Consider the following 17,687-nt stretch of genomic DNA (forward strand, 5'->3'; position numbering starts at 1 on the left):
TGTTATCGAGAGAGGGGGGAGTTTGTCGGCCAGCGGGGCGGAGGGTGGTGCCGGGGCGGGCACGGGCGGCCACGCGGGGCCGCCCCTACGGATTGGGGGCCGGGGGCGGGGGGCGGGGCGGAGGCGAGGTTGGGCAGAAACGCAGGTCTGCCCCTACGATTTTCGCGGAACAGCGGAGGGCGAAGAAGGGGCGGTGCTGCGCGCGCGGAGTTCTCCCCCTCACCCGCCCTGCGCCCCCGCAGGCGGGGGAGGGGGCCGGGGGGAGGGGGCCCTCCGCGCGGCACCAAACCCGCCGCCTGGCACCGCACGTCCGCCCCCTCTCTCGATAACGGCGAGGGCGCAGCCCTCTCCTGTTATCGGGAGAGGGGGCAGCGAGGAACGAGCGGGGGTGAGGGCCCCCTGCCATTTCGGCGCACACGCATGGCACCACGATTGCTCAACCCGGGGCGCGGGCATCCCACCCGCACCGATGCCGTTTCGCGCCGCGGCAGGAGCGCCGCCGCGGCCCTGATCTCGTTTTGCACTGCGGATAAGACCGCCTTATGACCGACCATACCGAGCACGACGCCGCCGAAGCACAGCCGGTCGCCGAGAACGCCGACGCGCAGCCCGCCGAGGCCGAGGCGCCCGCGCAGCCCGCGGGCGACCCCGAGCTCAGCTCGCTGCGCGACCGGCACCTGCGGCTGGCGGCGGAGTTCGACAACTACCGCAAGCGCGTGGAGCGCGAGCGCACCGAGGCGTTCGTGCGCGCCCAGGCGCAGCTGCTGGAGCGCCTGCTGGAGCCGCTCGACGACCTGCAGCGCATCGCCGACTTCGACCCCGCCACCACCGCCTCCTCCGCGCTGCACGAGGGCGCCGAGATGGTGGAGCGCAAGTTCCTGCGCGCCATGGAGTCCGCGGGGCTGGAGATCGTGGAGGCGGAGGGGAAGGACTTCGACCCCGCCATCCACGAGGCGCTGACCACCGTCCCCGCCGCGGCGGCCGAGGACGACGACACGGTGGCGCAGGTGTTCCAGAAGGGGTACCGCTTCAAGGGGCTGCTCCTTCGCCCCGCCCGGGTGGTCGTCCGCAAGTTCAACGGCTGACGCGGGCGGCCCCATGGCCACACAGACCAAGGACTTCTACCGCATCCTGGGCGTGGCGGACAACGCCACCCCGGACGAGATCAAGAAGTCGTACCGCAAGCTCGCCAAGCAGTACCACCCGGACGCGAACCCCAACGACGCGGCCGCCGCGGAGCGCTTCAAGGAAGTCTCCGAAGCGTACTCCGTGCTCTCCGACGAGGCAAAGCGCAAGCAGTACGACCAGATGCGCAAGTTCGGCGGGCTGGGCGGCTTCACCGGCGGGGGCGGCTTCCGGCCCGGTGCTTCGCGTCCGGGGGCGGGCGGCGCCACGAGCCAGACCTTCTCCTTCGAAGACCTGGACGTCGGCGGGCTGGGCGACATCTTCGGCTCGATGTTCGACTTCGGCGGCTCAAAGAAGCGCGGCGCCGGGCGCCCTGGCCCGCAGCGCGGCGAGAACATCGAGTACGCGGTCGACATCCCGTTCCGCACGGCGGCGCGCGGCGGAAAGATCACCGTGCAGCTGCAGGTTACGGAGGAGTGCACGGTGTGCCACGGCAGCGGGGGAAAGCCCGGGACGCCGGTCAACCCCTGCCCGGAGTGCAAGGGGAGCGGTACCATCACCTTCGGCGGCGGGAGCTTCGGCGTCACCCGGCCGTGCCCCAACTGCATGGGGAAGGGCAAGGTCCCCGCGGACCCGTGCACGCGCTGCGGCGGCCAGGGGCAGGTGCGCGAGGTGCGGCCGGTGAACGTCACCGTGCCCGCTGGCGTGGACAACAACTCGCGGGTGCGGCTGGCGGGGCAGGGGGAGAAGGGCGCCGCCGGCGGCCCGGCGGGCGACCTGGTCCTCACCTTCCGCGTGCAGCCGGACAAGTTCTTCACGCGCGACGGGCTGGACGTGAGCTGCGACATCCACGTGAACCTGGCCCAGGCCATGCTGGGCTCCAGGGTTCGGGTGCGCACGCTCGACGAGAACCCCGTCGTCGTCAAGATCCCGGGCGGGACGCAGCATGGAAAGCGCATCCGCATCAAGGGGCAGGGGATCGAAAAGGGCGGGCGGCGTGGCGACCAGTACATCCGCGTGATGGTGGACCTGCCGGAGGAGCTGACGGACGAGCAGCGGCGCAAGTTCGAGGAGTTCGCCGATACGGCCGGGCTCAAGCACTGACCTGAGGAACGATGAGCGCGACTTTCACCGACGAGAACCTGATCACCTGGGAAGCATACGCGTCGGGCGGCCGCTTCGGCCTCCCCACGAGCCCCAAGGTGGTCTTCAACTGCCTTTCCGACCCCGCCCGCCGCCCCCGCTACGTGGAGCTCAGCGGCTCGGACGAGGCGCAGGCCGAGGAGATGGTCCACGAGTACCCGGAGGAGACTCTCCGGAAGATGCTCCGCGAGTCGCGCGAGCTGGAGTAGCGCCATCCGCCCCGCTACGGCCGCGAGCGCGCGACCCCTTCCCCCGGATGACGCGGGGAGAGCGGTCGCGCGTTCCTTTTTTCGCCCCGCGCTCCTGGCCCTCGCCGTCCTCGCGACGCTCGCCGCGCGCCCGGCGGAGCCCATCACGCCGCCTTCCATGCTGATGCGCTTCGACGCCCGCGCCCGCGCGTTGGTGAAGCGGATGACGCTGGCCGAGAAGGTGGGCCAGATGACGCAGGCGGACCAGCAGTTCATCCGCGACCCGGCCGACGTCGAGAACCTCTTCCTCGGCTCCGTCCTGAGCGGCGGCGATTCGGATCCGCCAGCTGGAAACACGCTGGAGGCGTGGCGTGACCGCTACGAGTCGCTCCAGGAGCGCACCCGCCGCACCCGCCTGCGCATCCCGCTCCTCCACGGCATCGACGCCGTGCACGGCAACAGCAACGTGCTGGGCGCGGTCATCTTCCCCCACAACGTCGGCCTGGGTGCCACCCGCAACCCGCGCCTCGTCCAGCGCGTCGCCGAGATCACCGCCGCCGAGACGCGCGCCATCGGCGTGAATTGGACGTTCGCGCCCTGCATCTGCGTGCCGCAGGACATACGCTGGGGGCGCAGCTACGAGGGTTACTCGGAAGATCCGGAGATCGTCTCCCTCCTTGGCGCGGCCGCGGTCCGCGGCTATCAGGGGAGCACGCTGCGCGGCCCGCTTCGTGTCGCCGCCACCCCCAAGCACTTCGTGGGCGATGGCGGCACGCTGGCGGGTACGGGCGTGGAAAAGGGCCTCGATCAGGGCGACACGCGCGTGGACGAGGAGACGCTCCGGCGCGTGCACCTGTACCCGTACCGTGCCGCGATTGACGCGGGCGCGGCCGCCATCATGCCCTCCTACAGCAGTTGGAACGGCATCAAGGTCACCGGCGACCGCCGCCTGCTGACCGAGATTCTGAAGGAGGAGATGGGCTTCGACGGCTTCCTGATCTCCGACTACGACGCCATCGACCAGGTGCACTCCGACTACAAGACTGCGATCGCGATCTCGATCAACGCCGGAATCGACATGGTGATGGTCCCCGCACGCTACCGCGAGTTCATCGGCCTGCTCACCGAGCTGGTGAATGAGCGCCGCGTGCCGACATCGCGCATCGACGACGCGGTCGTGCGCATCCTGCGCGTGAAGCTGGCGATGGGGCTGATGGAGCCCGGCTACGACTTCCGCGCGGACCGTGCGCTGGAGCAGAGCTTCGGCGGCGCGGAGCACCGGGCGGTGGCGAGGCAGGCGGTGCGCGAGTCGATGGTGCTCCTCAAGAACGCCAACCGCGTCCTCCCGCTGTCGAAGTCCGCGCGCCGCATCCATGTCGCCGGCAAGAGCGCGGACGACATCGGCAACCAGTCCGGCGGGTGGACGATCACCTGGCAGGGGAAGTCTGGCCCCGTGACCCCGGGCGGCACCACCATCCTCGCCGCCCTCCGCCGCGCCGCCCCCGCCGCCGAGATCACCTACTCCCTCGACGCCAGCGGAGCCGCCGGCGCCGACGCCGTCGTCGTGGTGATCGGCGAGACGCCGTACGCGGAGATGAAGGGCGACCGGCAGTATCTCGCCCTCGACGAAGCGGACCTCACCGCCGTCGCCAACGCGCGCGCCTCTGGGATTCCCGTGGTCGTGGTCCTGGTCTCCGGCCGCCCCCTGATCCTGGGCCGTGCCCTCGACCGGGCCGACGCCTTCCTCGCTGCCTGGCTACCCGGCACCGAAGGCGACGGCGTCGCGGACGTCCTCTTCGGCGACTACGCCCCCACCGGCCGCCTCCCCTACACCTGGCCCCGCTCCATGGATCAGCTCCCCCTCGGCGCGGGCGGCGCCGTACCGCTCTTCCCCCTCGGCTATGGCCTTACCTACTAGAGTGGAGGAAGGCTGCTGGACCTTTGCGCGTGAGCGGCGCTGGATGACGACACACAGATGCCAGAGAGCATAGAGCAATCGTCTGAACTCTTTGAAAGCGTTCCAAGGTGAATCGCTGGGCGGGCTAGGCAGTATCCCTAAGTCACCGAAAAAGAGCGACTTCATGCCAAGAAAAAACGATATGGAAAGCGAAGTCGAGCTAATCTGGAGTGGGTTCGCTACTGGCGATCTAGCTAACGCGCGGCGTGTCGACATAAAGAGCGAACTAACGAAGGTGCGTCGTAGATGCATTGCAGATACGAGCAATCATCTCGGTGTCTGGATAACTCTTGCAGACGAGACGCTCCACTACTTACATCACCTTTTCCGGTTTGTCTCTAGCTGCTTCGAGAGGCTTGAAGAGAAAGCGGAAGGGCGCGCCTTTCTGATGCTTGTAGCGCGTGTATCTGCATTGTCCGTGGCGGTACGCCGTCTCGTAGCTGACGGCTTGGAAGACGCGGCACGTCCAGTTCTGAGATCATTGCTGGAGACTCTCGACCTTGCTCTTGTCACACTTGTAGACCGTGAATTTGCTGATCAGTATGATCGCGAACCACACGACTACGACATCAATGAATTCTGGAAGCAACAGATCGGATTCGGCAGATTGAACAAGCGCCTTCTCGAAGTGCTCACAAGTGCGGGTCTGACGGAATTAGAGACGACGGAGTTCCTGGAAAGACGCGCAAAGCTGAAGCTGGTGCTTTCCGGCGCTGCTCACGGTTCGATACACTCTGCGTTCCGGTCTTTCCTTGTGCCCTCACTCGCACGGCCCGGCTGGTTCAGAATTGCGCCGTTCGGCCACGTCAGTTCAGCGTCTCCGTACCTCCTGTACTCCATGAGCGATGAAGTCGTCGTGTTTGGGGCGATCTTAGGCAAATTGATGTCAAGCGACACCCCTCCCCCGCTGCTCGGAAAGGTAGAGATAGACGCTCAGTTCGCAAGCAACTATGTAGCGTTCTTTACTCTGCAGGAACTGGTGGAGCGCTATGAGAAAATGTTAGCGATACCTGACGGAAGAACGGACGAATAGCGGCAGTCGGGGGTTTCATTGTTGTACTCAGGACGCGATCCGCCCGCCTCCCAGCACCACCTCCCCATCGAACAGCACCGCCGACTGCCCCGGCGTCACCGCGCGCTGCGGCAGGACGAGGGCAAGCTCGATGGCGCCGTCCGCGAGCGCGCGCACCGTAGCGGGGACGGCGGATGCGCGGCTGCGGATCTGCACCTGGATGCCGGCCCCCACCTCCGGCGCCCGCGCGAGCCAGTTCAGCTCCGCAATGACCACGTCGTCCCGCTCCAGCTCCGCCAGCGAGCCCACGACCACCTCGCGCGTGTCCGGGCGCGAGCCGAGGACGTAGAGCGGGAGCCCGCGCCCGCCGGGGAGCCCCTTCCGCTGCCCGACGGTATAGCGCGCGTAGCCGGAGTGCTCGCCGATCAGCTCACCGCTCGTGGTCACCAGCTTCCCCGGCGCGAGGGCGGCGTGGCCGGGCACCAGCCGCTTCTCCAGCACGTCCACGTAGTCGCCCGTCGGCACGAAGCAGATCTCCATGCTCTCCGGCTTCTCCGCGGTCGTGAGCCCCAGCTCGCGTGCCTTCTCACGCACCTCGGGCTTGGTGAGCTCGCCCAGCGGGAACATCAGCTTCGGAAGGATCTCCGGCGGCAGGGCCCAAAGGAAGTAGCTCTGATCCTTTTTGGCATCCACCCCGCGCAGCAGCACGGCCCGGCCATCCGCGCCGGTGCCCATGCGCGCGTAGTGGCCGGTGGCGATGGCGTCGCAGCCGAGCATGGCGCCGCGGCGAAGGAGGTCGCGGAACTTGGTGTTGCCGTTGCAGCGCACGCAGGGGTTGGGAGTGCGCCCGGCGGCGTACTCCTGCACGAAGTCGTCGATCACGTCGCGCGTGAACTCCCGCTCCACGTCGAAGACGTAATGGGGAATCCCGAGCCGGTCCGCCACGCTCCGCGCGTCCATGATCCCGTCCAGCCCGCAGCAGCTCTTGCCGGGGCCGTTCCCTTCCGCCTCCGAATAGCAGAAGGTCTTCATGGTCACGCCGATCACGCGGTGCCCCTGCTCCACAAGCAGCGCCGCCGCCACCGACGAATCCACCCCCCCCGACATCGCCACCAGAACCGTCCGCTTCTCCATCGTACGTTCCTGCTGAAAGTTCACGCCACCGAGTACATGGGTCGGTTCGGTAGCGCCCTCACTCCTCTGCGGACATCGAGCGGACCGATTTGCCTCCGGGCCTTATCGTAAGCTTGTCCGTGTCCGTCACTTCCCCTACTGTTGACCCATGAACAAGATCCCGCTTTCCGAAATCATGCAGCTCAGCGTGAATGAGCGCATGGAGCTCATCGAGCTCATCTGGGACAGCCTCGCCGCTGAGCCCGAGTTCGTCGAAATGACCGACGACCTCCGTCACGAACTGGACCGTCGCCTGGAGGCGCTGAAGGCAGATCCGGGCGCGGGTCGCCCCTGGGCCGAGATCGAGGCCCGCCTCCTTGCATCGGGGTGAGCTACTCCGTCATCGTTCGCCCCGAGGCAGAAGAGGACGTCGAATCCGCGTATCGCTGGTACCAGAGGAAGAGCCGTGATCGCGGCACCTACTTCCTGCGCGTAGTACGGGCCTTACTCGGCACGATCGAGAGGAACCCCGGGATCTATCCGAAGGTGTACCAAGACGTGCACCGGGCACTGCTCCGGGGTTTTCCGTACGCCATATACTACGTAGAGGAGGGCGACGTAATCCACGTCGTGGCGTGCACGCATACAAGGCGGCATCCGCGGCGCTGGCGATCACGAATTTGACGGATTAGCTCCGCACTCGTTCCGCCACCGCGGGAAACACCTCCAGCACCCGCTCCACCTCCGCCTCCAACGTACCCCACCCGAGCGAAAACCGCACGGACGGCCCCGCCAGCTCCGGCGCAATCCCCATCGCCAGCAGGACGTGCGAGGGCTGCACGGCGCCGCTGGAGCAGGCGGAGCCTGACGATGCGGCGATCCCCTCCAGGTCCAGCCCCACAAGCAGCATCTCCGGGTCCGCGTCGGGGACGGAGAGGTTGCTCACGTTCGCGAGCCGCTCCGCGCCCACGCCGTTGACCTGGATGCGGGGGACGCGCTCGCGCAGCCCGATTTCCAGACGGTCGCGCAGGGCCCCCAGGCGCCGCACCGACGTCTCGCGCTCCGCCTCAGCGGCCTCCGCGGCGGCGGCGAAGGCGAGGGCGCCCGCCACATCCTCGGTGCCGGGGCGCAGGCCGCGCTCCTGGCCGCCGCCGTGCACCATCGGCGCGAGTTGGGTGCCGCGGCGCACGAAGAGAGCACCGATCCCCTTGGGGCCACCCACCTTGTGCGCGCTGAACGACAGCATCGCCGCCGGCACCTGGTCCGCGCGCACCGGGAGCCGCCCCAGCGCCGGCACCGCGTCCGAGTGGAACGCGACGCCCGCCGCCGCGCACCGCTCCGCGATCTCGGCAACGGGCTGCACGACCCCTGTCTCGTTGTTCGCCCACATCACCGACACCACCGCCGGCCCCGCCGCGAGCGCCTCATCCAGCGCCTCCAGGCGGACGACTCCGTGCTCGTCCACCGGGAGGATCACTGCCGGGGCGCCCGCCTCGCTCACGGCCGCGAGCACGGCCCTGTGCTCCACGGCCGAGCAGACGAGGGGAGCGCCGGGGAGCGTCCGCGCGCGGCCCAGGACGGCCAGGTTGTCCGCCTCGGTGCCGGCCCGGGTGAAGACGATCTCCGCCGGCGATGCGCCGATCAAGCGGGCTAGCCGTGCGCGCGCGTCGTCCAGGATGGCGCGGCTCTGGCGGCCCCAGCGGTGCACGCTGGACGGGTTCCCCCACGCGCCGTCGAGCACCTCCAGCAGCGCGCGGCGCGCCTCCGGGCGGAGGGGCGCGGTGGCGGCGTAGTCGAGGTAAACGGGCGTGTCCATGCTTCCAGGGGTGCGGGGCACGGTTGATAAACGCCACTCGCCATTTGGTTTCGCGCGTGGCGCGCCTTGACCCGGCTACCGGCGCGGGTACATTCCCGAAAGGAACCGTCGATCCGCCCTGCCGCCACCGCCATGATCCCGCCGCTTCCTGATGCGCAGCCGGCCACATTTCGCACCACGGTGCACGGCACCATCTTCGCCGAGCGCGCCGCGCAGCTCGACGCCGTGGTGGAGGGCGACCCGCTCCTCCTGATCCCCGACCCGCCGATGGAGGACGACCCGATGGTGTGGGTCCACCGCGCGAGCGGCGACCCCGTCGGCCACCTTCCTCCCGAGATCAACCAGTGGCTCGCCGTCTGGCTGCTGCGCGGCGGCAAGGCCACGGCCCGGGCCCTCCGCGTCCACGGGCCCGACGTGCCGAGCTGGAAGCGCCTCGTCATCGAGGTGCATTGCGCCGGGCCGGACGAGGCATGACCGTCGCCCCGCTCGACGAACAACTCGCCCGCTTCCGCGCGGCACATCCCCTCATCCGCCATTCGCACGCGGGTCACACCTGGCACTTCCGCCGTGGCGGTGATGGCGCCGACGTGGTCCTCCTCCTCACCGGCGTGCTGGGCGCGGGCGACTTCGCGTTCCAGCAGATCGCGGCCTTCGAGCGGCGATACCGCGTCCTGATCCCCGACTACCCGCCGGTGTCGTCGCTGGACGACTTGGTCAATGGGATCGTCAGCCTGCTGGACGCCGAGGCCGCGTCGCGCGTGCACGTCGTCGCCGGCTCGTTCGGCGGGATGGCGGCGCAGGCGCTCGTCCGCAGGCACCCGGAGCGCGTGCGCTCGCTCGTGCTCTCGCACACCGGCGCTCCGGAGGGGGGCTCGCGCGTGCAACGTCTCGCGACGCTCCCGCTCGCCGTCCTCCCGGGCGGCCTGCTTCGCGCGCTCTTTCGCAAGCGCCTGCGCGGGAGCTTCGCCGCGGCGGACCCGTTCTGGACGCGCTATTTCGACGAGACCACCGCGCGCCTGGGCCGAGCCGACTTCCTGAGCCGCGTGCGCGTCGCCCTGGACTTCGCGGAGGAGCGCTACGGCCCGCACGACCTGGACGACTGGCCCGGCCGCGTCCTCATCCTCGACGCCGATCACGACCCGCTCTTTCCCGAGGCACGCCAGCAGGCGGTGCGTGACCTATATCCGGATGCGGACGTGCACACCTTCCGTGGCACCGGCCATGCCGCCGCGATCCTGGACCCGGAGGGCTACGCCTCCGTCATTCTCGATTTTCTGGAACGCGCTGCCTGAAGCGGGGTGCGGCGCACGGCAGGGCACGGGCAGCCACGTGGGGCTGCCCCTACGAGGTTCGGGTGCGGAAGGCGGAGGTTGGGGCCGGGGAAAGGGTGGGCAGACACGCAGGTCTGCCCCTACGAGATTCTGCGGCGGTGGGCCTCCTAGATACTCCGCACCGACAGCCCCACCACGTCCTCGACCTCCATCGTTTCGGCGATGTAAAAGGGCTCGCCGTATTCGGTGCGGATCAGGGAACCGTAGCGCGCGGCGTGCATGCGGACCTGGTCGTAGAGCGGGCGGTCGCCGCCGGGGAAGACCTCGCCGCCCCACGTCTTGCCGTCGAACTGCGAGGCGTAGCAGCGGATGGCCTCCATCTTGGTGTCCATCTGCGCGGTGACGTCCACTACGAAGCTCGGCTTGACGGCGTCCTCGCGGAAGGCGAGAGCGTAGAGGAGCTTGTGGGGGCGGTGCGGCTCGCCGGGCGCGTCGAAGCGGCGGAGGCCCGCCAGGAAGCACGCATCGTAGCCGAGCTGCGACGCGATGCGATGGTCGGGGTGGCGCCCGTTGGGGTAGGGGAGGATCACCACGCGCGGCCGAAACGCCCGCACTAGCCCCACCACGACGCGCCGCGTCTCCGGCGTGTTCTGAAGCCCGGCGTCGGGGAGCCCGGCGTTGCGCCGCACGGCCACCCCCAGCACCCGCGCCGCCGCCTCCGCCTCCTGCCCGCGCAGTGCGGCGCTCCCGTCCGTCCCCGTCTCCCCCGCCGTCAGGTCCAGGATACCCACGCGGTACCCCTGCGACGCGGCGCGGGCGATCGTCCCCCCCGCCAGCAGCTCCACGTCGTCGCGGTGCGCCGCGATGGCCAGCAGGTCCACCGCCGTCTCTTCAGAAGCTTCGCTCACGAATCCAGATCACGTCCGGGGAACAGTTACGTCATCGACCCTCCGAAGATGCCGCAGCCCGGGCCCAAACGCAAACAGCCCCTCCCCCAGGTAGTTTTGGGGGAGGGGCCGCGAGGAACGAGCGGGGGAGGGGGCCCCCTACTCGTGCCGCAGCGCCTCCACCGGGTCCAGCCGCGCGGCCTTGTTGGCCGGGTACAGCCCGAACACGATCCCCGCGCCGCCCGAAGCCATGATCGACGCGACGATCGCCCACAGCGGGATGGTGGCGTTGACCGGGGTCAGGGCCGTGATCAGCCCGGCGAACGCGGTGGCCACCGCCAGGCCGATGGCGCCGCCGATCACCGTCACCGTGACCGACTCCACCAGGAACTGCCAGAGGATCTCGCTCGCCTTGGCGCCCAGCGCCTTGCGCACGCCGATCTCGCGCGTCCGCTCCGTCACCGAGATCATCATGATCCCCACCACGCCCACGCCGCCCACGATCAGGCCGATCGACGAGAGCACCACCATCACGATGAAGAAGACGCCGGTGAGGCGGTCGAACATCTTCTTGAACGCCTCCTGCCGGATCAGCGCGAAGTTGTTCTCCTCGGCCGGGCGCAGGCCGCGCGCGCTGCGCAGGGCGGCGGTCACGTCGTCCATGGCGCGCTCCTGCGTGAAGCCGCGCTCGGTGACCACCAGGAAGTCCATCCACTCCTTGTTGGCGCCCAGCTCCTTGATGGCGGTGGTGGAGGGGACGACCACCCAGTTCTTCATCGCCGAGGCGAAGATGTTGTCCTTGAGCTTGTAGACCCCCGCCACCCGGAACTCGCGCCCCTGAATGCGCACCGAGCGCCCCACCGGGTCCGTGGCGGGGAAGAGCTGCTCCGCCAGGTCCGGCGACAGCACCGCGATGTTGGAGGCGCGCTGGTCGTGCACCGAAAGGAAGTTGTTCCCCCGCAGGAAGTCGCCCTTGGAGTACTCCACCCAGTCCGACGAGCGCCCCATGATCTGCACGCCGCTCACGGCGCGCGATCCCATGCGCACCTCGCCGCCCGCGTCGATCGAGGTGGCGACCGTCCGCACCGCCGGGAGCGCTTCCAGCATCTCCGCGTCGGCAAAGGTCAGCGGCGGCTTCCCCTCCGTGGGGTCCTTGCCGTCGTCGCTGAAGGTGAGCGCCGTGGGGTCGAAGCGCGAGGCGATGAAGTTGTTGGGGCCGATCGACTCGATCCCCTCCATCACCATGGCGCGGAAGCCGGTGATGGCGGCGGCCATCGTCATCACCGTCGCCACGCCGATCACGATGCCGAGCGTGGTGAGGAAGGCGCGGACCTTGTTGGAGCGCAGTGCGTCGAGGGCGATGCCGATCCCCTCGCGCGTCGAAGTGATGTTCATCGCTCCTCAGTCCGCCCGCAGGGCGACGATGGGGTCCAGCCGCGAGGCGCGGTAGGCCGGGTACACCCCCGCCATGAGCCCCACCCCGATCCCCAGCAGGATCGCCAGAAGGATGGAGCCGGGCGACACCCGCGCCGGGATCGGCGAGATGGCCGACACGGCGTACGCCAGCGCGATCCCCGAGGCGATCCCGAGCACGCCGCCCGCGCCGGAGAGGGTGCCGGCCTCCACCAGGAACTGGAGGAGGATGTCCTTGCGGCGCGCGCCCAGCGACTTGCGCACCCCGATCTCACGGGTGCGCTCGCTGACGGAGACGAGCATGATGTTCATGATGACCACCGCGCCCACCACCAGCGACACCGCCACCAGCAGCGGCAGCGCCATCAGCAGAAAGGTGGAGATCTTGTCCCAGAAGCCGAGCGCCTCGTCGGCCGTCTCCAGCATGAAGTCGTTGTCGGCGCCGGGGCGCAGGCGGTGGCGAACCCGCATCAGCCCCTCCAGCTCGCTCTGGCCGCGCGCCATCAGGCTCGCGTCCGGCACGCGGAAGTAGATGTCTTCCGCGACGTTGTTGCGGAAGAGCGACCCATTGAGCGGCGAGCGGATCGGCGCCACCACCATGCGGTCCATCGACATCCCGAAGAGCGATCCCTGCTCCTCCATCACGCCGATGACCCGAAAGGGGGTGCCCTGGATGCGCACCTCCTTCCCCAGCACGGGCAGGCCTTCAAAGAGCTTCTTCGCCACCTCCTCGCCCAGCACCACCACGGGAACGCCGCGGTCGGCCTCACTCTCGGTGTAGGTGCGGCCGCGCGCGATCTTGAGATCGCGCACGTTGAAGAAGTTGGCCGACGCGCCGATGATGTTCACTCCCTGCACCACCTTGCCGCGCCCGTCGCCCACCTTGCCGTCCTCGTCGTACGCGTACGACAGGAGGCCGGGCGTCTGCACGCGCTCCTCCAGGAAGCGCGCGTCGTCGTGGGTCAGGCGGGGGCGCCGCTGCCACTCGCGCCACTGCGCCTCGTCCACCGGCCCGCCGCCCACCGAGGGAAGGCGGCGCACGTTGATGGTGTTGAAGCCCAGGATCTTGCCCGCGAACTCCTCCTTCATGTACGCGTTCATCCCCGTGATCAGGGTGATGACGGCGATCAGGAAGGTGACGCCCACCACCGTGCCGAGCACGGTGAAGAAGGCGCGCAGCTTGTTGGCGCGGATCATGGAGAGCGCGATCCGCACCGCCTCGCGGGCGTTCATCAGGCCTCCGCGAGCGCGCTTTCGGGGCGCGCGGCCAGCACGCCCACCGGCACGCGCGTCTGCCTGCGGTCGCTGGCGATGACGCCGTCCTTGAGCATCACCACGCGGTCCGCGTGCGCCGCGATGTCAGGCTCGTGCGTCACCATGATGATGGTCTGCCCCTCCGCGTGCAGCCGGTGGAAGAGCGCCATGATCTCCTCCGACGTGCGCGAGTCCAGGTTTCCCGTGGGCTCGTCGGCCAGGATGATGGAGGGGCGCGTCACCAGCGCCCGCGCGATCGCCACGCGCTGCCGCTGCCCGCCCGAGAGCTCGTTGGGGCGGTGGTCCATGCGGTCGCCGAGCTCCACGGCGGCCAGGGCCCCGGCGGCGCGCTCCTTCCGCTCCGCCTTCCCCACGCCGGCGTAGACCAGCGGCAGCTCCACGTTCTCCAGCGCGGTGGAGCGGGGAAGGAGGTTGAAGGTCTGGAACACGAAGCCGATCTCGCGGTTGCGGATGCGCGCCAGGTCGTCGTCCTTCATCCCCGCCACGCGCTGGCCGTTGAGCACGTACTCGCCGGCCGATGGCGTGTCCAGGCAGCCGATGAGGTTCATGAAGGTGGACTTGCCCGAGCCGGACGGGCCCATGATGGCCACGTACTCGTTTCGCTCGATCACCAGGTCCACTCCGCGGAGGGCGCGCACCGTCTCCGCGCCCATCACGTACTGCTTCTGGAGCCCGCGGACCTCGATCAGCGCGGAGGTCACTTCGCCCCCTTCGCCTTCGCCTGCTCCCCTTCCTTGGGCGTCTCCACCCGCACCGCGTCGTCGTCCTGCAGGTCGCGCACGGCCTGGTAGCTGCCGGATACCACCGTCTCGCCGCCACGGAGGCCCTTGCGGATCTCGAAGTAGCGGTCGCCGGCGATGCCGATCTCCACCGGCACCCAGTCCGCCTTGCCGTCGCGCATCACGAAGACGCCCATCACCTCGTTGGCGCGGCGCGAGCGCTTGTCGGCCTCCACCTGCGCGGCGGGCTGCTCCGCGTCGCCGTCGTCGTCCGAGTCCTGCGAGAACTTCTTCCCCTCGCGGTCGCGCACCGTCAGGGCGATGATGGGCACCGAGAGGACGTTGCGGCGCGCCTCCGTCACCACGTCGGCCGTGGCGGAGAGGTCGGGGCGCAGCGAGGCGGGCGGGTGGTCGAGGGTGATCACCACCTCGAAGTCCACCGACTGCTGGTCGCTGGCGCCCGCCTGCCCGGCTGCGGTCTGCACCGCGCTGTTGCCGATGCGGGTCACGCGGCCGCTGAAGCTCTGGTCCGGGAAGGCGTCGATGCGCACCGCCGCGCTGTCGCCGATGCTCACGTTGGGGACCTCGGTCTCGTCGACCTTGATCTTGGCCTCCATCACGCTCAGGTCCGCCACGGTCAGCAGCAGCGACCCCGGGTTGTTCATCGTCCCCACCACCGCCGTCTCCCCTTCCTCGATGTTGAGGCGGGTGACGCGGCCGCTCATCGGCGCCACGATGGTGGTCTTGGAGAGGTTGTCGCGCGCCTCGCTGAGGGCGGCCTGCGCCTGCGCCACGGCGAAGCGGGCGGCCTGCAGCTCGGCCCCGGCCACGTTCCCCTGCGTGCGCGCCTGGTCCAGGTCCTGGGCGGAGATGAGCTGGTCCCGGCCCTGCGACAGCATCTCCGCGCGGCGCGCGTCGTTCTGCGCCTTCAGGAGCTGCGCGCGGGCCTGCGCCTCGCGGGCACGCGACTGCGCCACCGCCGCCTCGGCGCGGCGCACCGCGCTCTGGTACTGGCTTGGGTCGATGCTGATGAGGAGCGCGCCGCGGTCCACCCACTGCCCTTCCTCCACCGCCACCCGGATCACGCGCCCCGGGATGTCGGCCGAGATGTCCACCTTGCGCTTCGGCTCGATCTTGCCGCTGGCCGTCACGACCGAGATCAGGTCGCGCCGCGCCACCACCTCGGTGCGCACCAGCGCGCCGCTGGGGCCGCGCTTGGCCACCGCCACCCCGGCCAGCCCGCCCACGGAAGCCAGGATCGCCACCCCGATGATGATCTTCTTGCTCGACATCGTCACTCTTTATCCTCTACCGGCAGGGAGCCGGTGCCTCAGCGAAGGGAGCGTCCGACCAGCGCCTCGAGCGCGGCCAGCGACTTGTGGAAGTTGTACACGGCATCGATGCGGGCGCGCTCGGCCTCACGAAGCGAGGTCAGCGCGTCGGTGACCTCCACGGAGCTGGTGGCGCCGAAGCGGAAGCGCTCCTGCGCCAGCCGCAGCTCCTCGCCGGCGCGCTGCACCACCTGCTCCTGGAGCTGGGCGGCGCCGTACGCCGTGCGCAGCGTAAGGAGCGCCGTCTCCACGTTGGTGCGAAGCTGCAGCTCCTGCATGCGCACCTGGAGCTCGGCGTCCTGCGCGCTCACCCGTGCCTCCTCGATCCGCCGCTCGCGCTGCAGGCCGTTGAAGATGGGGAGGGAGAAGCTGAGGCCGGCGGAGAGCGGCTGGCGCTCGTAGCCGAAGGGGAAGCGCGGGTTGGCGTCCTTGACGGCGCTGCGCACGCTGTCCGCCACCGCCGGGTTGTTCACGTCGTACTGGCCGCAGGGCCGCTGCGGCTGGCCCAGCAGCGTGGCGAGCTGGTTCCCCTGCAGGCACCCCTCGTAGCGCGCGCCGGTGTTGCCGAGCGCGTCGTCGTACAGCGGGTTCAGGTTGCCGGCGCTGTACACCGACCCGCGGAACCCCGCGCTGAAGCTGAGCGTGGGCAGGTACTGCGAGCGCGCCGCCCGGATCCCCGTGCGCGCCGCCGAGACGTTGGCGCGCGCCGAAGCAAGGTTGGGGTTGTTCGCCTGCGCCATCGCCACCAGCTCTTCCGCCGTCCAGCGCGGCTCGAACAGGGTGAAGTTGGAGGTCAGGCGCGTGTCCGCGGGGATGGAGCGGCCCATCGCCAGCCCCAGCCGCAGCACCTCGGTGGCGTGCGCGTTCCGCTGCTGCAGGAGCGCCACTTCCGCCTGGCCGCGCTGCACCTCGGCGCGGCGCACGTCCAGCGGCGTCCCCGCGCCCACCTCCAGGCGGGCCTTGGCGAGCCGCTCGTGCTCCACCGTGCGCGCCACCTCGCGCTCCGCCTGCGCGGCGATCTCGCCGGCCTGCAGGGCGGTGAGGTACTGCTGCGCCACCTGGCTCACCATGTTGGCCTCGAACCCTTCCACCCGCCGCGCCGTCGCGTTCTCCTGCGCCCGCGCGATGCGGGGCTGCATCAGCTTGGCGCCGCTCAGCTCGTACCCGATTCCCACGTAGTAGCCGGAGGAGTAGTACTGCGGCCGCACGCCGAACACCTCGCTCCCGAAGCGCTGCACGCCGCTCCCCGTGTAGCCGAAGTCGGCCTGGGCGTTGGCGGAGGGGAAGTAGAGGTCGGCGCGGGCGGCGCGGACGGCGGCGCGGGTACCGCGCTGGTCGTTGCGCTGGGCCAGCAGGTCCGGGTTGCCCGCGCGGGCCGTGTTCACGGCCTCTTCGAGGGTGAGCCCGTCCTGCTGCCGTGCGGGCTGGCCGGTGGGCTGCTGCGCTGCGAGCGGCGAGGCGAGGACGGCCAGGGCCGCGAAGACCAGGGCGCCCGTGTGGCGGCGGTGGCTGTGCATAGGAGTGTTGCCGGTGAAGTGCGGATGCTGCGCGTGCGAGTGCACCGCGGATGGCGCCCCTACGGGGTGCCGGAGAGAGAAGTTTCAGCGGGTCGCGCGCGCCGGCGCCCGGGGGAAGGACCCCCGTGGACGCCGGGCGTTACTGCATTGAAGTATAACGGTTTACGGCCTCATTTCCAAACTTTTCAGCGCCCCGCGATCAGCCCCCCTACGGCGGCTATGGCGAAGAACACTCCAAAGATCACCCCCGCGGCGGCGGCCATCGACACCTTGCCGCGGTTGACGGCGGCCACGCCCAGCGCCAGCACCACCAGCCACCAGATGTTGAAGACGGCCAGCGCCTGCAGCAGCGAGTGCACCACTCCCTTGGGAAGGTCGGGCGCCAGCAGGGCCGCGTTGAGCTGCGTGTTCATGTCCCCCGTCATCATCCAGATCGGGAGCGTCACCGCGATCCCCAGCGCGCTGATCAGCGCCGCGTGCGAGACGACGCTTCGGTACTGCGCGAACGTCGCCTCGCCGCCCATCATCACCCCGAACACCAGCTTCAGCAGCCCGGCCACGATGAAGGCCATGATCAAGGTGCCGATGAACGCGCCGATCGGTCCCGTGATGCGGGCGATGCGGGCCATCGCCTCCGGCGTCATCGCCTTTCGCTGCGCGGGCTCCAGGTTGTTCCACGCCTCGCGCGAGGATGCCACCCACACCTCGCTCGGGATCAGGATCATAACCAGGGTGGTGACCACCGCCGCCACCATGAGCACGTCGAGCCAGGGCGGCGTTGGCCCCAGGCGCGAGAACAGCTCGCCCGGGGAGACGAAAGTGTCCAGGATGCGGCGTCCGAGCGAGCCGGGGCCCGCGGCCTCCACCTCGGAGTGGACGGGTGCGTGGGCTTCGATGGAGGACATGATCGTATGAGGAGG

The 17,687-nt window shown here is 69.7% G+C and carries 18 protein-coding genes; 9 read left to right on the forward strand and 9 right to left on the reverse strand.

What is annotated here, in order from left to right; genetic code table 11:
• The first annotated feature begins 542 nt into the window (after positions 1-542).
• The 5 genes from VF647_07090 to VF647_07110 all read left to right on the forward strand — a co-directional run bounded on the left by VF647_07090 (position 543) and on the right by VF647_07110 (position 5,446).
• Positions 543-1,085 carry a nucleotide exchange factor GrpE gene (locus VF647_07090; protein HEX8451842.1) on the forward strand — a complete coding sequence of 181 codons (543 nt, stop codon included), beginning with the start codon at positions 543-545 and terminating at the stop codon, positions 1,083-1,085.
• Positions 1,086-1,098: 13 nt separating this feature from the next.
• Complete coding sequence (locus VF647_07095) at positions 1,099-2,229, forward strand: J domain-containing protein (GenBank protein ID HEX8451843.1); 1,131 nt, start codon at positions 1,099-1,101, stop codon at positions 2,227-2,229.
• 11 nt (positions 2,230-2,240) lie between these two features.
• The gene (locus VF647_07100; protein HEX8451844.1) at positions 2,241-2,477 is read left to right on the forward strand and encodes a hypothetical protein; all 237 of its coding nucleotides are present in this window, start codon (positions 2,241-2,243) and stop codon (positions 2,475-2,477) included.
• Positions 2,478-2,634: 157 nt separating this feature from the next.
• Positions 2,635-4,374 carry a glycoside hydrolase family 3 protein gene (locus VF647_07105; protein HEX8451845.1) on the forward strand — a complete coding sequence of 580 codons (1,740 nt, stop codon included), beginning with the start codon at positions 2,635-2,637 and terminating at the stop codon, positions 4,372-4,374.
• A gap of 91 nt (positions 4,375-4,465) precedes the next feature.
• Positions 4,466-5,446: a hypothetical protein gene (locus tag VF647_07110; GenBank protein HEX8451846.1), complete on the forward strand. Its 981-nt coding sequence runs from the start codon at positions 4,466-4,468 to the stop codon at positions 5,444-5,446.
• Positions 5,447-5,473: 27 nt separating this feature from the next.
• Here the strand turns inward: VF647_07110 and mnmA are convergent, their stop codons facing one another.
• Positions 5,474-6,559: a tRNA 2-thiouridine(34) synthase MnmA gene (mnmA, locus tag VF647_07115; protein ID HEX8451847.1), complete on the reverse strand. Its 1,086-nt coding sequence runs from the start codon at positions 6,557-6,559 to the stop codon at positions 5,474-5,476.
• 148 nt (positions 6,560-6,707) lie between these two features.
• Between mnmA and VF647_07120 the strand changes: the two genes are divergently transcribed.
• Positions 6,708-6,929 (forward strand): addiction module protein, encoded by a 222-nt coding sequence (locus VF647_07120; protein ID HEX8451848.1) that lies wholly within the window; start codon positions 6,708-6,710, stop codon positions 6,927-6,929.
• Positions 6,926-7,222, forward strand: coding sequence for a type II toxin-antitoxin system RelE/ParE family toxin (locus VF647_07125; protein HEX8451849.1), 297 nt, complete (start codon positions 6,926-6,928; stop codon positions 7,220-7,222). Before VF647_07120 ends, VF647_07125 begins: the two co-directional genes overlap by 4 nt.
• Positions 7,223-7,226: 4 nt before the next feature.
• Here the strand turns inward: VF647_07125 and VF647_07130 are convergent, their stop codons facing one another.
• On the reverse strand, positions 7,227-8,354 hold the full coding sequence (locus VF647_07130; protein ID HEX8451850.1) for a cysteine desulfurase family protein: 1,128 nt from the start codon (positions 8,352-8,354) through the stop codon (positions 7,227-7,229).
• A 132-nt stretch (positions 8,355-8,486) separates the two neighbouring features.
• Between VF647_07130 and VF647_07135 the strand changes: the two genes are divergently transcribed.
• On the forward strand, positions 8,487-8,828 hold the full coding sequence (locus VF647_07135; protein ID HEX8451851.1) for a hypothetical protein: 342 nt from the start codon (positions 8,487-8,489) through the stop codon (positions 8,826-8,828).
• Complete coding sequence (locus tag VF647_07140; GenBank protein ID HEX8451852.1) at positions 8,825-9,646, forward strand: alpha/beta hydrolase; 822 nt, start codon at positions 8,825-8,827, stop codon at positions 9,644-9,646. The genes VF647_07135 and VF647_07140 overlap by 4 nt, the downstream gene beginning before the upstream one ends.
• A 146-nt stretch (positions 9,647-9,792) precedes the next feature.
• On the opposite strand, the gene bshB1 is transcribed toward VF647_07140, so the two are convergent.
• The 7 genes from bshB1 to VF647_07175 all read right to left on the reverse strand — a co-directional run bounded on the left by bshB1 (position 9,793) and on the right by VF647_07175 (position 17,672).
• Entirely contained in the window at positions 9,793-10,533 is a 741-nt protein-coding gene (bshB1, locus tag VF647_07145) for a bacillithiol biosynthesis deacetylase BshB1 (protein ID HEX8451853.1), read from the reverse strand.
• A 138-nt stretch (positions 10,534-10,671) separates the two neighbouring features.
• The gene (locus VF647_07150; GenBank protein ID HEX8451854.1) at positions 10,672-11,907 is read right to left on the reverse strand and encodes an ABC transporter permease; all 1,236 of its coding nucleotides are present in this window, start codon (positions 11,905-11,907) and stop codon (positions 10,672-10,674) included.
• A 6-nt stretch (positions 11,908-11,913) separates the two neighbouring features.
• On the reverse strand, positions 11,914-13,158 hold the full coding sequence (locus VF647_07155; protein HEX8451855.1) for an ABC transporter permease: 1,245 nt from the start codon (positions 13,156-13,158) through the stop codon (positions 11,914-11,916).
• Positions 13,158-13,901 carry an ABC transporter ATP-binding protein gene (locus VF647_07160; GenBank protein ID HEX8451856.1) on the reverse strand — a complete coding sequence of 248 codons (744 nt, stop codon included), beginning with the start codon at positions 13,899-13,901 and terminating at the stop codon, positions 13,158-13,160. Before VF647_07160 ends, VF647_07155 begins: the two co-directional genes overlap by 1 nt.
• A complete protein-coding gene (locus VF647_07165; GenBank protein ID HEX8451857.1) occupies positions 13,898-15,211 on the reverse strand; it encodes an efflux RND transporter periplasmic adaptor subunit in 1,314 nt (437 codons plus the stop codon). The genes VF647_07160 and VF647_07165 overlap by 4 nt, the downstream gene beginning before the upstream one ends.
• 38 nt (positions 15,212-15,249) lie before the next feature.
• Positions 15,250-16,767, reverse strand: coding sequence for a TolC family protein (locus VF647_07170; GenBank protein ID HEX8451858.1), 1,518 nt, complete (start codon positions 16,765-16,767; stop codon positions 15,250-15,252).
• 185 nt (positions 16,768-16,952) lie between these two features.
• A complete protein-coding gene (locus VF647_07175) occupies positions 16,953-17,672 on the reverse strand; it encodes a YIP1 family protein (protein HEX8451859.1) in 720 nt (239 codons plus the stop codon).
• Between the last annotated feature and the right edge of the window lie 15 nt (positions 17,673-17,687).

The sequence above is a fragment of the Longimicrobium sp. genome (assembly GCA_036387335.1).
In the GTDB taxonomy this organism is placed as follows: Bacteria; Gemmatimonadota; Gemmatimonadetes; order Longimicrobiales; family Longimicrobiaceae; genus Longimicrobium.